The sequence below is a fragment of the Pseudidiomarina tainanensis genome, from assembly GCF_900115255.1.
Taxonomy (GTDB): domain Bacteria; phylum Pseudomonadota; class Gammaproteobacteria; order Enterobacterales; family Alteromonadaceae; genus Pseudidiomarina; species Pseudidiomarina tainanensis.
On record NZ_FOYU01000001.1, the window covers coordinates 155,878 to 171,925 of the forward strand.

General features: G+C 45.5%; 12 protein-coding genes. 8 read left to right on the forward strand and 4 right to left on the reverse strand.

The genetic code is table 11. The features are described 5' to 3' along the window. Nucleotides 1-80 precede the first annotated feature (80 nt). From BM292_RS00745 to BM292_RS00755, 3 genes are all read left to right on the forward strand, one after another. Complete coding sequence (locus BM292_RS00745; RefSeq protein ID WP_092854315.1) at nucleotides 81-1,286, forward strand: EAL and HDOD domain-containing protein; 1,206 nt, start codon at nucleotides 81-83, stop codon at nucleotides 1,284-1,286. An 84-nt stretch (nucleotides 1,287-1,370) separates the two neighbouring features. Next, on the forward strand, nucleotides 1,371-3,596 hold the full coding sequence (locus tag BM292_RS00750) for an NADP-dependent isocitrate dehydrogenase (RefSeq protein WP_092854317.1): 2,226 nt from the start codon (nucleotides 1,371-1,373) through the stop codon (nucleotides 3,594-3,596). A gap of 108 nt (nucleotides 3,597-3,704) precedes the next feature. After that, entirely contained in the window at nucleotides 3,705-3,947 is a 243-nt protein-coding gene (locus tag BM292_RS00755) for a hypothetical protein (RefSeq protein ID WP_092854319.1), read from the forward strand. A gap of 43 nt (nucleotides 3,948-3,990) precedes the next feature. Here the strand turns inward: BM292_RS00755 and BM292_RS00760 are convergent, their stop codons facing one another. The 4 genes from BM292_RS00760 to BM292_RS00775 are packed head-to-tail and all read right to left on the reverse strand — an operon-like array spanning nucleotide 3,991 to nucleotide 7,354. Continuing rightward, nucleotides 3,991-4,590 (reverse strand): ABC-type transport auxiliary lipoprotein family protein, encoded by a 600-nt coding sequence (locus BM292_RS00760; protein ID WP_092854321.1) that lies wholly within the window; start codon nucleotides 4,588-4,590, stop codon nucleotides 3,991-3,993. Continuing rightward, a complete protein-coding gene (locus BM292_RS00765; RefSeq protein ID WP_092854323.1) occupies nucleotides 4,587-5,474 on the reverse strand; it encodes an MlaD family protein in 888 nt (295 codons plus the stop codon). Before BM292_RS00765 ends, BM292_RS00760 begins: the two co-directional genes overlap by 4 nt. Nucleotides 5,475-5,477: 3 nt before the next feature. Beyond that, the gene (locus tag BM292_RS00770) at nucleotides 5,478-6,239 is read right to left on the reverse strand and encodes an ABC transporter ATP-binding protein (protein WP_092854325.1); all 762 of its coding nucleotides are present in this window, start codon (nucleotides 6,237-6,239) and stop codon (nucleotides 5,478-5,480) included. Next, complete coding sequence (locus BM292_RS00775; protein ID WP_092854327.1) at nucleotides 6,233-7,354, reverse strand: MlaE family ABC transporter permease; 1,122 nt, start codon at nucleotides 7,352-7,354, stop codon at nucleotides 6,233-6,235. Before BM292_RS00775 ends, BM292_RS00770 begins: the two co-directional genes overlap by 7 nt. Before the next feature lie 171 nt (nucleotides 7,355-7,525). Between BM292_RS00775 and dnaE the strand changes: the two genes are divergently transcribed. The 5 genes from dnaE to BM292_RS00800 are packed head-to-tail and all read left to right on the forward strand — an operon-like array spanning nucleotide 7,526 to nucleotide 15,936. Beyond that, nucleotides 7,526-11,029 carry a DNA polymerase III subunit alpha gene (gene dnaE, locus BM292_RS00780; protein WP_092854330.1) on the forward strand — a complete coding sequence of 1,168 codons (3,504 nt, stop codon included), beginning with the start codon at nucleotides 7,526-7,528 and terminating at the stop codon, nucleotides 11,027-11,029. An 18-nt stretch (nucleotides 11,030-11,047) separates the two neighbouring features. Continuing rightward, the gene (gene accA / locus BM292_RS00785; protein WP_092854332.1) at nucleotides 11,048-12,004 is read left to right on the forward strand and encodes an acetyl-CoA carboxylase carboxyl transferase subunit alpha; all 957 of its coding nucleotides are present in this window, start codon (nucleotides 11,048-11,050) and stop codon (nucleotides 12,002-12,004) included. Nucleotides 12,005-12,020: 16 nt separating this feature from the next. Next, nucleotides 12,021-13,055, forward strand: a complete 1,035-nt coding sequence (gene tilS / locus BM292_RS00790; RefSeq protein ID WP_092854334.1) for a tRNA lysidine(34) synthetase TilS — start codon at nucleotides 12,021-12,023, stop codon at nucleotides 13,053-13,055. Between the two features lie 35 nt (nucleotides 13,056-13,090). Next, nucleotides 13,091-13,972, forward strand: coding sequence for a DMT family transporter (locus BM292_RS00795; protein ID WP_092854336.1), 882 nt, complete (start codon nucleotides 13,091-13,093; stop codon nucleotides 13,970-13,972). A 2-nt stretch (nucleotides 13,973-13,974) separates the two neighbouring features. Next, nucleotides 13,975-15,936, forward strand: coding sequence for a monovalent cation:proton antiporter-2 (CPA2) family protein (locus tag BM292_RS00800; RefSeq protein WP_092854338.1), 1,962 nt, complete (start codon nucleotides 13,975-13,977; stop codon nucleotides 15,934-15,936). Nucleotides 15,937-16,048: the final 112 nt, after the last annotated feature.

The window sequence follows — 16,048 nt, forward strand, 5'->3', positions numbered from 1 at the left end:
AAAGGAGGATGGAGCTAGCTCTGTCCTCCTTTTTTTGATATACAGGTTAGTAAATAATTTGTAATCAATCGAGTACGAAAATGTCCGAGATTTTATTTGCTTCACAGCCTATCTATAGTCGCAATAATGATGTTTATGCACACGAGTTGTTGTATCGTCACGAAAACGGTGTCAGTGCATTTGAAGTCGGCGACAGTGTGGCGACTAGTGAAGTTTTATACAATCTCTGCACGGGGCTCCTCGATTACGTTGAACACGTGAAATTGCCTGTATGCGTGAATGTCTCAACAGAATTTCTACTCTCTGGTTTATTCCTCCCATTAGCCCCAAATCATGTCATTGTCGAATTGGTTGAACGAATAGAACCGACGCCTGAAATCATTGATGCGGTTAAACGCTGGGTAGATAAAGGTTTTCGATTTGCTTTAGACGACTTTGAATTTCAAGATAGTTGGACTCCGCTGTTAGAGTTTGCATCAATAATTAAGGTTGATATTGAGAGAACATCGTTTGATATCGCGCAACAACGGTTTGAGCAATTAAGCCAGCTTGATGCGTTATGGCTCGCCGAACGCGTTGAAGATGAAGCAACCTACGAACGGTATAAAGAACTCGGTTTCGATTTATTCCAAGGCTACTACTTAGCGCGCCCAACGGTGGTAGAAGGTAAACGTGTTCCTTCAGCAGCTGCTACTCAATTAACGCTAGTTATCAATCAATTGTTTAGTGAAGACCCTGAACTGTATGAGATTGTCGCGGCACTGCAAACCGACCCGGTGTTGGTGGTGAACCTTCTGCGTATTGCGAATAGCCCCTATTATGGCCTGTCGCGAAAAATCGAGTCGTTGAAAGAAGTTGTCATGTTGCTCGGCCTTGAGCCGCTAAGAAAGTGGGTACTGCTGATTGTTTCGGTAAAAGGGCAAGCGCCAACCAAAACGAAACTCGTTCTAATTCGAGCTTACATGTGCAGTGAACTCGCTCGCAAAAAAGATCCATTTAATCGTCTCTCAGGTGCGGCGTTTTTAGCGGGATTATTGTCCGGTTCTGATGTGTTACTCGGTATCGACAAGGAAACATTCCTAGAAGACTTACATATTTCAGAGCACGTACGTGAGGCTGTCTTGCAGCAAACTGGCGAACTCGGCAAATACCTCACTCAAATACTCGACTTTGAATATGATTTAGCCATGAGAAAGCCGGTGGAAGAGCATGGTGATTTGTTCGAAATCTATCAACAATGCCACTTCTTAGTTGATGAATTACTGAACAATGTGGTAATTGACTAACTGCTAAGCGCTAGTGATTTGCGGCATATCCTGCTATAATTCGGGCCACTTTTTTCTGTCCTGAACTAATGAATAGGAATCACTATGTCGAATGATAGTTCAAAGATTATTTATACCGAAACTGATGAAGCACCTCGTTTAGCAACATATTCATTGCTTCCGATTATTCGTGCTTTTACGGATGCTGCCGGTGTTTCTGTTGAAACCCGTGATATCTCATTAGCGGGTCGTATTATTGCGAACTTCCCTGAGTATTTAAAAGAAGAGCAACGCATTGGTGATGCTCTTGCTGAGCTTGGTGAATTAGCTAAAACCCCAGAAGCAAATATCATTAAGTTACCAAACATCAGTGCTTCAATTCCGCAGCTAACTGCTGCAATCAAAGAATTACAAGCGCAAGGTTATAATCTTCCGAACTATCCGTTTGAGCCACAAACCGATGAAGAGCGCGATGTTAAAGCGCGTTACGATAAAATCAAAGGTTCGGCTGTAAACCCAGTTCTTCGTGAAGGTAACTCCGATCGTCGTGCGCCAGCATCAGTAAAAAACTATGCGAAGAAGCATCCGCATCGTATGGGTGCATGGTCAAAAGACTCACAAACTCATGTTGCTCATATGAGTGATGGTGATTTCTATAGCAGCGAGCAATCAACAACGTTTGCGCAAGCCGACGATCTTAAAATTGTTCTCAACACACCTGCAGGTCAAACTGTTCTGAAAGACTCAGTTAAGGTATTGGCTGGTGAAGTTGTTGATGCGGCACGTATGAGTGCTGCTCAGTTGCAAGCATTCTTCGCAAAAGAAACTGCGGCGGCAAAAGAGCAGGGCGTATTACTTTCTTTGCATTTGAAAGCCACTATGATGAAGGTCTCTGATCCAATCATGTTTGGTCATGCTGTCAAAGTTTTCTTTGCTGATGTTTTTGCGAAGCATGCCGATTTGTTCAAAGAATTGGGCGTTGATGCAACCAATGGGTTCGGTGATGTGTTAGCGAAAATCGCTGAACTGCCAGCCGACCAACGTGCAGAAGTTGAAGCTGATATTCAGGCGGTATACGACCAGCAACCAGAGTTAGCAATGGTTAACTCTGACAAAGGTATCACCAACTTGCACGTTCCAAGTGATGTGATCATTGACGCATCAATGCCTGCGATGATTCGCGACGGCGGCAAAATGTGGAACCGTGCGGGCAAAACCCAAGATACTTTGGCAATGATTCCAGATCGCTGCTATGCGGGTGTATACCAAGCAACCATCGATTTCTGTAAGGAGCACGGTGCATTCGATCCAGCGACAATGGGTACAGTACCAAACGTTGGTTTGATGGCGCAAAAAGCAGAAGAGTATGGTTCACACGATAAGACCTTTGAAATTCCTGCTAACGGCACCGTGGTTGTGCTAAACAAAGCGGGCGAAACTGTATTCTCTCACGAAGTTGAGAAAGGCGACATTTGGCGCATGTGCCAGGTGAAAGATGCGCCAATTCGTGATTGGGTGAAATTAGCGGTTAATCGTTCACGTTTAAGTGGTATGCCTGCGGTATTCTGGCTTGATGAGAAGCGCGCGCATGATGCAGAACTAATCAAGAAAGTAAATGAGTATCTGAAAGAGCATGATACTAACGGCCTTGATTTGCGTATTTTGGCACCGACTGAAGCTACGCAACATACTTTAGCGCGTATGAAAGATGGTAAAGACACGATTTCTGTCACCGGTAACGTTCTGCGCGATTACTTGACAGATTTGTTCCCAATTCTTGAGTTGGGTACATCTGCGAAAATGTTGTCAATTGTTCCGTTAATGAATGGCGGTGGCTTATTTGAAACTGGCGCCGGCGGTTCAGCTCCAAAACACGTTCAGCAATTTGTTGAAGAAAACTATTTGCGTTGGGATTCACTTGGTGAGTTCTTAGCATTGGCCGCTTCACTTGAGCATTTGGCGCAGCGTAACAATAATGACCGCGCACAAATTCTTGCCGATGCGCTTGATGCTGCAACTGCGAAGTTCTTAGAAAACGACAAATCGCCAGCACGTAAGCTCGGTCAGATTGATAACCGTGGCAGCCACTTCTACCTTGGCATGTATTGGGCAGAAGCGCTTGCAGCGCAAAGCAAAGACACCGCATTAGCTGAGCGTTTTAGCAAATTAGCTAAGTTCTTAAATGAGAACGAAGCGAAGATTGTTGAAGAACTCAACGGTGTTCAAGGTCAGTCAGTTGAAATTGGTGGCTATTATCAACCAAACGCTGATCTGGTTGATAAGGCGATGCGCCCATCGCAAACGTTGAATGGCGCATTAGCAAGTCTGTAATTTATTTCAGTTAGAGACTAAGTCAGGGCATCCCTAGCGGATGCCCTTTTTATTTGGTTAGTGCTAGAATGCGCCTCTATTTTCCTTCTTACTTTTTAAGGACGTTGTATGACAGATGCGGTTGAGTATATTCAGAGCCCGTTATGCCAAGATTTTTCGGCAGAGGGTTTAACGGTAAGTATTGATATCTATCGCACCGAAGACAGCGATTGGATTCTTGAGATTGTTGATGCAGACAATAACTCGACAGTTTGGGAAGACCACTTCGAAACGGACACTGCCGCCCTTGAAGAGGCGCTAGACGCATTGAAGCAAGAGGGTATTCATGCTTTTGTTGGCTCGTTTAGCTAACGCTCCCTGTTATTGTTCATAGCAATAAATCACAGTATCGACGTTACATTGGTGACGTCGCTAACCATTCCAGTAAATCTTGGCCGACTTCGGCGCTTGCTGAACTTAGCGCAGTTACCGCATCACTTGTCTCATTGCCGCTTAATGGCCTTTGTGCGCTGAAACTCATGCTTTTGACGACTTTGCGTTGTTTGGTGGCAATCAGTTGCGCATCGTAACGCACTATCGCAACCGGCCCAGCAGAAGTTTCTTCAATATGAAACGACTGTAAGCGCCCAGCAAGCCGCCAATCGCTATCCAGACCTTGTTGTTCCGAACTAATATTGCTGAAGCGACTGTCGCGCCATAATGCATCAAGCAACCAACTTTGCCATAGCGCTGAAATTGAGGTACTCCATTTGGCATTGGGGTAAGCCAAAATACTGCCAATATCGGTAATTCGAACTATACGCTCGAGTTGTAACGCATCATTCAGCTCCGGTTGTGAAACGCGAATGTTAGATAACTTTACAGGCCTATTTTGTTGAGCAACGGGTGCTGGTTGCAGTGTGTAATAGTCGATAGGCGTTGCCTGAGGTAACACGCTACATGCGCTCGCAAAAACAGCAAAGCCAACTGCTAAAGTAACGGTTCTTAGCATCATGGTTGGTACTCCTTCATTTGTTCTGTTTCGAAGCGCGCAGCAATCGCATTTATTCGTTTTAGCGTAACCTGTAACTCGAGTAAGGTTGGTCCAACTTCGGCAATTCCTGCCATGCCAGCATCAATATTACCGCGATTTTGTTGCATCAGTTCATTAAGTTGATTGCTGGCAGCCGCTAGGTTGCCGAGAGTTTCTTCCGCTTTGTTAAATAAGGGCTCGCTACGCTCGGTTAATTCACTCTCCAATGCCACCAAAGAATCATTCAATTGTTTGGTACTTTGCTGCAGGTTGTCGAGAACGGAAGCAAAGTTCTGCGATTGCTCAGCGAGTTCACCACTAAAGGTATCGATGTTAACTAGAATCGACTCAATGGCTTGCATATTATTTTCAGAAAAAAGTCGGTTGGCGTTATTGATGACCTGACTGACGCTGACAAAAAGCTCTTCGGTGTTGAGGCGTAATTGAGTTAGTTCAGATGGTTCTGCGACAATTTCAGGAATGCCATCTTGTTGATTAATCGGCTGGCTCTTAGCCACGCTTTGTTCTAGTGCAATACCGCTCGCGCCCGTTATATTCAGCAACGTCCGAGATGCCTTGGTCGCTTTTGTAATAGGTGTTTCCGCAGTAATCCGAATACGTGCTCGCACCATGCGCGCATCATTTTTGTCCAGACTTAGCTGTGTTACTTCACCGACACTAATACCGTTAAATTGCACAGGGCTACCAACCGTTAAACCAGAAACCGGTTCTTTAAACAGAACATCGTAATTTTTATAAGCTTGTTCTGAGTCAGCTTTTGCTAGCCAAAGGCTAAATGCTAATGCTGCAATAAGTAGCAATAGGGTCGCAATACCGACAATAATATGGTGCGCTTTGGTTTCCATGATTTAACTCTCCGCGGTAATAGCTGACTGATTAGAATGTGATTCAATAATGGCACGTCCGCGTGGACCATGAAAATAAGCCTGAATCCAAGCGTCTTCATGCTCCGCAACTTTCGCTAGGCTATCAATAGCAATGATGTGCTTCTTAGCAAGCACAGCAACCCGATCACATATGGCGTAGAGCGTGTCTAAATCATGCGTAACGAGCACAACGGTTAAGCCAAGTGCTTTTGATAGGGTTAAAATTAGTTGGTCAAAAGCAGCCGCACTGATTGGGTCCAAACCGGCAGTCGGTTCATCCAGAAACACCATATCCGGTTCTCGAATCAACGCACGAGCGAGTGCTGCACGTTTGATCATGCCGCCGGAAAGTTCGGCTGGATAGCGTTCGCCAGCGGCGCTATCTAGCCCAACGAGTGCTAGCTTCAAACGAGCTAAGCGCAACGCCTCATGACGTGACAATGAGGTATGTTCAAATAACGGCAAAGCGACGTTTTCGGCCACAGTCATGGACGAAAATAAGGCGCCATGTTGAAATAGCATACCAATTTGCTTTGCACGTAAATGAACGGAACCTGTGGCAGGTTGATTTAAGCCAATAGCAGTACGCAGCAACACCGATTTACCAGCTCCGGAACCGCCGACCAACCCTAAAATCTCACCGGTATTAACATCCAGGTTAAGGCCTTCGTGAATCACCGAATCGCCAAACTTCGTAGTAATGTTTTCAAGTTTTAAAATCGGTTGTACGTTGGTCATTACCATTGCATCTCCATAAAAAACAAAGCCGCAATGGCATCAAGTAAAATCACGGCGAACAACGCTTGAACCACACTTGAGGTTGTATGTTCGCCAATTGAGCGGGCACTGTTCGTTACTTTAAAACCTTCAAGACAACCAATCACCGCGATAATAACGGCAAAAAATGGCGCTTTGCTTAGCCCAACCCAAAAATGGCGAATCGGTACTTCATTTAAAATCGTTAAGTATTGGGTTGGCGAGATATCAAGACTCGCAATGGCGACCACAGCGCCGCCAATCAACCCAGCCAGCGTTGAGATAAAGCTAAGTAGCGGCAACATAATCAGAAGTGCCAAAATGCGAGGAATAACGAGTAGTTCAACACTATCGAGCTGTTCAACTTGCATCGCATCGAGCTCTTCGTTGACTTTCATGGCGCCGATTTGAGCGGTAAACGAGCTCGCTGTTCGTCCCGCGAGTAATATTGCCGCCAATAGCACGCCAAGCTCCCGCATAAAGCCAAACGCAACGAGGTCGACGGTATAAATCGTGGCGCCAAAATCACGAAGTACGGTGGCCCCTAAAAAGGCGACCACCGCACCCACCAGGAATCCCATTAATGCGATAATCGGGATAGCCGCCAAACCGGCTTGCTGCATATGAAAAAACCATGAAGTGATGCGCCATCGTTGCGGCTGTGGCAGTACTTGCAACATTGTTAGCAATACACGTCCAATAAAATTCATCAGAACAATAAATTGATAACCGAGTTTGGATACCCACGCGCCTAAATCAGCAATAAATGAGTACCAAGGCCTTGTTGCTTGGGGTGCTGACTGCGCTTGGATATCGTAGGCACGCAGTAATTGATGAAAAATGTCACGATGCGTAGGTTGAAGTTGTTGAGCCGATTCGAGGAGTTTTTTAAGCTGAGTTGGGGATATTAATTCGGCAAGTAAACTCGCAGTATTCAAGTCGAGACGTTCAAGCTCAGCGAAGTCTAAAAATTGGATCGGTTGTTGCGACGCGACTTGGTGTAAAGATTTATCAATGGCTGAGTAATTCTCAAAGCTCCACGCGCCACTTAGTTTAAGTAACTGTTTTGAACTATCGTATGCAACAAAGCTAGAATCTGACATTGCGCTCAACTTAGTGATTCGATTAAGAAATACTATAACAACCTTTCAACTTTTAGTCAGTTTTTAGGCATTTTTTACAGGGTTTTGTTAAGGCTAAAATCACTACATGACATACATCAACGCATACGGCACAATAGGCGAATGATGACTAGATACTGTATGAAATAGCGCATGAGCGATGTAAAACAACCGCCGCAATTTATTCACTTACGCATTCACAGCGATTTTTCTATGATCGATGGATTAGCGAAAGTGAAACCAATCTGTGAAGCAACCGCAAGTATGGGGATGCCTGCGCTCGCCTTGACTGATCAAATGAATATGTGTGGTTTGGTTCGGTTTTATCGCACCACCCACGATAAAGGCTTAAAGCCGATTGTTGGCTGTGATTTGTGGGTGTTGCCTGAAGGTTGGTCAGAAGATTCGCAAGACGAGCCATTCAGATTGACCGCGTTGGCGATGAATAACGACGGTTATCAGCAGCTTACGCAGCTGATTAGTCGGGCCTATTTAGCCGGGCATCGCTGTGGTAAGCCTTGTATTAACAAAGAATGGCTAGCTGAACATCAGCGTGGAATCATTCTTCTATCCGGTGGCCGTGAAGGCGATATCGGCAGAAAACTTTTACAAAACCGTCAAGACGAAGCGCAACAGTTGCTCGAGTTTTATCAGCAACATTTTTTCGACCGCTTTTACCTCGAGCTGCAACGAACAGGACGAGCCGGCGAAGATGAATATGTGCATGCCGCAGTCGTATTGGCCGCTGATTGTGATGTTCCGGTTGTGGCAACCAATGAAGTGATGTTTCTCAAACCAGAAGATTTTACGGCACACGAAGTACGCGTGGCGGTTTCTGATGGTTACACGCTCGATGATAAGCGCCGTCCGAAAAAATATAGCTCGGAGCAATATCTTAAAAGTCCAGATGAAATGGCTGAGTTATTCTCGGACATTCCAGAAGCTTTGGCGAATACTATTGAAATAGCCAAACGATGTAATGTCACGGTTACTCTAGATGAGTATGTATTACCAGAGTTTCCTACCGGCGGCATGACGCCGGAAGATTTTTTAGTCAAAAAATCGCAAGAAGGGCTTGAGCAACGCCTTGAAGTGTTATTTCCCGACCCAGAAAAACGTATGGAGTTACGCAAGCCATACGACGAGCGTTTAAAAATCGAACTCGACGTCATTAACCAGATGGGCTTTCCGGGATACTTCTTAATCGTTATGGAATTTATCCAGTGGTCTAAAGACAACAATATTCCGGTCGGACCGGGGCGTGGTTCCGGTGCCGGCTCATTGGTTGCTTATGCGTTGAAGATCACGGATCTTGACCCACTCGAACTGGATTTGCTTTTCGAGCGATTCCTTAACCCAGAGCGGGTGTCGATGCCCGATTTTGATATCGACTTTTGTATGGATCGCCGTGATGAGGTGATTGATCATGTGGCGGAGCTATATGGTCGTGAGGCGGTATCGCAAATTATTACTTTCGGTACGATGGCAGCCAAAGCATCGATACGTGATGTAGGCCGTGTTCTGGGGCATCCATACGGCTTTGTCGATAAGATTACCAAGTTGGTGCCAGGCGACCCTGGCATGACGTTAGAAAAAGCGTTTGAAGTCGAACCGCGCTTGGTCGAAATGTACGAACAAGATGATGATGTTCGGGAAATTATCGACATGGCGAGAATTCTCGAAGGTGTCACGCGTAATGCCGGTAAACACGCCGGTGGTGTTGTCATTGCACCGGAGCGAATTACAGACTTCTCGCCGCTATATTGTGATGAAGAAGGTAAACAGCCGGTTACTCAGTTTGATAAAAACGATGTTGAGGCTGCCGGATTAGTAAAATTCGACTTTTTGGGGCTGCGGACACTCACGATTATTCAGTGGGCACTAGATATGGTGAATGCGAATCGTCGACGTGATGGTCAGCCACCAATCGATATTAATCACATTCCGCTTGATGATCCTGCTTGTTTTTCGCTCCTAAAAAAGGGGGCGACCACGGCTGTATTCCAGTTGGAATCGTCGGGTATGAAGCAGTTAATTAAAAAGCTGCTCCCCGATAGTTTTGAAGACATTATTGCTTTGGTGGCGTTATTTCGACCTGGCCCATTGCAATCAGGCATGGTTGATAACTTTATTGACCGTAAGCATGGTCGTGAAGCGATATCTTATCCTGATAAAGACTACCAGCATGAATCTTTGAAGCCGATTCTTGAACCAACCTATGGCGTTATCCTTTATCAAGAGCAGGTTATGCAAATTGCTCAGGTATTGGCGGGTTATTCATTAGGTGGCGCAGACTTGCTGCGCCGAGCGATGGGTAAGAAAAAGCCGGAAGAAATGGCAAAGCAGCGTGCAGTATTTGAAGAAGGCGCGCGCAAGAATGGGATCGATGGCGACCTAGCCATTAAGATTTTTGACCTTGTGGAAAAATTTGCGGGTTACGGTTTTAATAAATCGCACTCGGCTGCCTATGCGTTGGTTTCGTATCAAACACTCTGGATGAAAACCCATTATCCCGCTGAGTTTATGGCGGCCGTGATGTCAGCTGATATGGACAATACTGACAAAATTGTCACGCTGGTTGATGAATGTGAGAACATGGGCTTGAAAGTACTTCCTCCTGATGTGAATGTTGGGCGGTATAAATTCACTGTCGATGAGCAACAGCAAATTGTTTATGGCATTGGCGCCATTAAAGGTGTTGGCGAGGGGCCAATTGAAGCCATTTTAGCTGCCCGCGAAGATGGCCCATTTACCGATCTCTTTGATTTCTGCTGTCGAGTTGATTTGAAAAAGCTCAATCGCCGTGTGTTGGAAAAATTAATTAAAGCTGGTGCGATGGACTCATTAGGTCCGCATCGTGCGACAATAATGGCAACACTCGAAAAAGCAATGCGCCAAGCCGAGCAACATGCACGTGCAGAGGCGATGGGTCAAAGTGATTTATTCGGCGTACTGACATCAGCAGCTGATGATGTTGAGATTGAACATGAGTTTGTAACGGTACCAGCTTGGCCAGAGGCAATGTGGCTTGAAGGCGAGCGCGAAACACTTGGGCTATACTTAACAGGTCATCCGGTAAACCGGTATCGAAAAGAGTTAAAAAATTATGTGCCGTGCGTCCTAGCTGACGTGCGACCAACAGGTCGCGACCAAACAACAACGGTAGCAGGGCTTGTGGTCGATGTGCGTACCATGTTGAATCGACAAAATCAACGTTGGGCGATTGTGACATTGCATGACAAAACGGCTCGTTTTGATGTTCGTTTTTATGCTAAAGATTATGAAAATTATCAACACTTACTCGAAAAAGACCAAATTTTAGTGGTAAAAGGAGAGGTCAGCTTTGATGATTACTCCTCTGCCAATACAATGACGGCGCGAGAAGTGATGACTATTGTTGGCATGCGTGAACAATACGCCAAAGTATTACGCCTTACAGTGCGTCAAGAACAACTAGAGGGGCAAGGGCTCGTTCAATTACGCCAATTGATTGAGCCGTTTAAACAGGGCACGTGCCCGTTGCATATCCGTTATGTGCGCCCCGATTTAACGGCAGAATACGTGGCGGCCACAGAATGGTATGTGACCCCAACCGATGAATTGATGTATGAGTTGCAGCAACAGCTTGGTCAGCAGGCGGTTGAACTCGAATTTTAATGGCAAATGGGAGCCATAATGAGTCTTAAATTTTTAGATTTTGAACAGCCTATTGCAGAACTTCAGGCGCAAATCGAAGAATTAAAAGCGGTTGGCGCTAAAGGTGATTTCGATATTTCTATTGAAGAAGAAATATCGAAGCTTCAAGAGAAGCGCGAGCAATTAGTTGAAAAGATCTTTGGTGATTTAGGTGCTTGGCAAGTCGCACAATTGGCGCGCCATCCGTTACGCCCGTATACGCTAGATTACATTAAGCACATTTTTGATGACTTTGATGAGTTAGCTGGCGATCGTGCGTTTGCCAATGATGAAGCGATTGTTGGCGGAACAGCTCGAATTGATGGCACACCAGTGATGATTATTGGTCATCAAAAAGGGCGTGAAACCAAAGAGAAAATTCGCCGTAATTTTGGTATGCCGAAACCTGAAGGTTATCGCAAAGCGTTGCGCCTCATGGAAATGGCGGAACGTTTTAAAATGCCAATTATTACCTTTATTGATACCCCTGGTGCATATCCTGGTATTGGTGCCGAAGAGCGTGGTCAATCAGAAGCGATTGCACGTAACTTAAAGGTTATGGCGCGCTTGAACACACCAATTATCTGTACCGTTATCGGCGAAGGCGGGTCTGGTGGTGCGTTGGCTATTGGCGTGGGTGACCGAGTCAACATGTTGCAGTACTCAACCTACTCAGTTATTTCTCCTGAGGGTTGTGCATCGATTCTTTGGAAAAGTGCTGAAAAAGCGCCACTAGCAGCTGAAGCGATGGGTGTCACAGCACAACGTTCAAAAGAGCTCGGCTTAATTGATTCGATTATTGCGGAGCCAATTGGTGGCGCGCATCGTGATCATGAAGAAATGGCGCGCCGCTTGAAAAAGCAACTGTTAACGGATCTTGATGCTCTAGTGAATCTCGATAGCGAAGCTCGTCTTGAGCAGCGTTATCAGAAATTGATGTCATTTGGTTATTGCTAATATGGAGTGATGCGCGTTGAATAATGCGACATCGACAGCAAAGCATGAAGGGGACAGTGGCAACACTGATCCCCTTTATACGTTATTCAAGCAACGCTTGTTAGCACTCAATCCACAGCCAAAGCAGCAGATTGTGGTGTGTTTAGGGGGCGGTGCCGATTCTCAAACCGTATTAGATTTAACGGATAGTTTTCGCCAAGAATTCCCTCAATTTAATTATCTTGCAGTGCATTTGGATCATGCCTTTCACCCGAGCTCCGCAGAGTGGGCCCAAGGTTTGATTTTCGATTGTGAAGATCGCGATTTCACCATGATTTGCGAGCCGCTCAAAGTTTTGTCAGGTAGTCGTATCAGCAAAGAAGCTGCCGGTCGAGAAGCACGCTATCAGCGATTGAGCGAAATTGCCGATGCGAATGCTATTTTTTTGCTGGGGCAACATCGTAACGATCAAATCGAAACGTTTCTTCTGCAGTTGAAACGTGGTGCTGGGCCCAAAGGGCTGGCAGCTATGGCAATGCAGAGCACAAAGGGACTGCAGCGATGGTTACGACCGCTGTTAGATGTCAGCAAAGAAGAAATTTACCGATACGCCCACGCTCATCAGTTGTTTTGGATTGAAGATGACACCAATTACGACACCAGTATTGAACGAAACTTTCTGCGGCATGAGGTGATTCCAAAACTCGAGCAGCGCTGGCCACACTTTGGCCAAGCAGTATTACGCAGTGCTCAACTGTGTAGCGAAACTCAGGAATTGATGGAACAATTACTTGCAGATCGTGTTAATCCGCACATCGATAGCGATGGCCGATTAGCAACGCGTTGGTTGGAAAATTCAGCAGAGCAATTGCAACGAGGCGTTTTGCGGTATTGGCTGCAACAACATCAAGCGGCAATTCCTTCGTATGCGCAATTAGAACAGCTACGTACACAAATGTTATTGACCACGAATAATGCGACCCCCCGTGTAGAGTGGGGGAATTGTGTCGTAACTCGGATTACCGCAGATAATAAAGACAGACTTCTTGTTCTCACCATGAAGCCACGTTAATTTTAGTGTCTTCATCTTCTTGCTCAAGGAACAGCATGGATCAACGTAAAGCTATTCTGTACGCACTTGCCGCAGTATTACTGTGGTCAACCGTCGCCACCGCATTTAAATTAGCCCTGCGCTATCTTACGCCATTGCAGTTACTCACGATTGCAGCTCTTACGAGTTTACTCACCTTTACTTTGATTCTATCGGTACAACAACGCTGGCGCGAAGTCTGGCAAGTTGGGCGAAATCGTATCGGATTCTACGCGCTGCAAGGATTTATTAATCCGGCGGCATATTACTGGGTATTATTTGCCGCCTACGATCAGTTACCTGCGCAACAAGCGCAAGCGATCAATTACACTTGGGCAATCACTATGTCGTTGTTAGCGGTGCCATTTTTACATCAAAAACTCACCGCAAAAGAACTGTTTGCTATGCTGTTAGCGTACGTTGGCGTTTTCTTAATAGCGACAGGTGGAAATTGGGACTTTGCGCAAACGAATTGGGTTGGTATTGGGTTGGCGTTATTCAGTACGTTGCTATGGGCAAGCTATTGGCTGATCAACACAAAAAATACCGACAAACCGGTACCAGCGTTATTTTGGTGTTTTGCATGGGGCTCCGGTTGGTTAGTTATCTTTAATCTAATGAACATGATTACTGATACAGAATCCACGTATGTAAACCTTAGTTGGCAAGGAATTGGCGCAGGAATTTACGTTGGATTGTTTGAAATGGGTATCACCTTTTTCTTGTGGCTCACCGCCATGCGGTTGGCTACAAAAACCGCGCAGATTTCAACGCTGATTTTTTTAAGCCCATTTATTTCATTGATCTTAATTTATTTTATACTCGGTGAAACCATTCAAATAACCACACTCGTTGGTTTATCACTTATTTGTGTAGGTTTGTATCGACTCAGGGAGTGACCGTGAATAGCGGGTTTACTGACATTTTATTATTGTTGGCTATTGCTGTCGTATTGGTTTGGGCGTTTCGAAAAGTCAAACTACCAGCAATCTTGGCCTATTTAACGGCTGGTATCATCGCAGGCCCTGATATTATGGGCTGGATTGCTGATCCGGACGAATACCACTTTGTAGCAGAACTCGGCATAGTCCTTTTACTCTTTTCACTCGGTCTCGAATTCTCGTTGCCAAAAATGATAGCGATGCGCGGTCAGGTATTTGGCCTCGGCGCGGGGCAAGTTGTGATTTGTACGACTTTGTTCGCGGTTCTCGCTGTTTACTTTGTTGAAGACTGGGTGAGTGCGTTTATTATCGGTTGTACGCTGGCACTCTCATCAACCGCAGTTGTCATTAAACAACTGGGTGAGTCTTCACAACTGACGTCAAAGAAAGGTCAAATGACGGTCGCAGTCCTATTGTTCCAGGATGTTGCTGTCGTCCCCATGTTGATTGTTATTCCGTTACTTGCATCAAGCAGTGATATCTCGATGTGGGAGAGCCTTGGTTATGCCTTATTGAAGGGAACGGGAGTAGTTCTGGTATTGATGGCCATTGGTAAGTGGGTATTGCCGCATGTGTTTCGTGAAATCGCGAAGTTGCGAACTGACGAACTATTTGTATTGGCAACATTGCTCGTTGCGCTCGTGGCTGGTGGTATGACGCACTTGTTTGGCTTATCGATGGCATTAGGCGCGTTTTTAGCCGGTATGATGCTTGGTGAAAGTAAATATAAGCACCAATTAGAAGCGGATATACGACCCTTTCGCGACATTTTGATGGGCCTATTCTTTATTACTGTAGGCATGCAGTTAGATCTTGATGTGTTTGTGGCAAATATTCATTGGATTATTGGCATTGTCCTCGGCGTTGGCGTTGTCAAGTTAGTGATTGTCCGAGTTCTTGCCGGATTAATGGGTGAGCGCAAAGAAGATGCTTGGGGTTCAGGGTTGATGCTGTTCCAAATGGGAGAGTTCGGCTTTGTGCTGGCATCACTTGCATTGAGCTTTAAGTTATTCGATCAAACCACCGCTTCAATTTTGGTTGGTGTCGGCGTGTTTGGCATGGCACTAACGCCATTAGTTATTCAACGATGTAAATCGTTCGTGAGTTATATTATTCGCCCGACGACACAACCAGAAGAAGATAATCTGCCGTATCCTACGGATGAGCATTCTCGCGTTCTTATTCTCGGGTTTGGTCGCGTTGGCCAAACAATCGCTCGATTTTTAACGAACGAAGGAATTGATTATTTAGCCATTGATCATGATGCCAAGCGGGTTCAAGAAGCGGTTGCTGGTGGTCAAAAAGTATTCTTTGGTAATGCCATCCGCCGCGATATTTTGCGCGCTGTCCATGCAGATGAAGCGGAACTCATCATTATCAGTTTTGCCGATGACGAACGTGCGATTGATGTACTCAAAGCAATCCGAAATCTTAATGAACATGCTGAGATTATTGTTCGCAGTCGCGACGATGTGCGACTGAAAGCTATGATGGAGGCAGGTGCCACCCAAGTCGTGCCGGATACTCTTGAAGCGAGCTTGATGTTGGTTTCGCAAATTCTCAGTCGCTCTGGTGTACCGATTCGCAAAATCCTTTCACGACTGGATCACGCGCGGCGTTCACATTACGGCGACATGCATGGATTCTATCCTGGAGAAACGACAGATATGGATCCTGAAAAACTTGATCGGTTGCAGTTTCTCCATGCGGTATCACTGCCTAAAAATGCCTTCGCATGCGGTAAAAAATTGATCGAGTTGGGCCTTGAAGACTTGAATCTACAAATAAAATCGGTGCGCCGTGGTGAACAAGAGTTTATAGAGGTTCATGGCGACTTTGAATTGATGACTGATGACATTGTATTACTTTCCGGCGGCCCGCGGGCTATAGAGGCTGGTGAGAGTTATTTGTTAAACGGTTAAACATGGAAAGTGGACTTGTTTACAACTGCTAACATATTGTTACTAACGGCTTAGACAAGAATTAGTCATACTATAAGCCAAGAAATTTATCTTCAGAATATTCACCTATGGA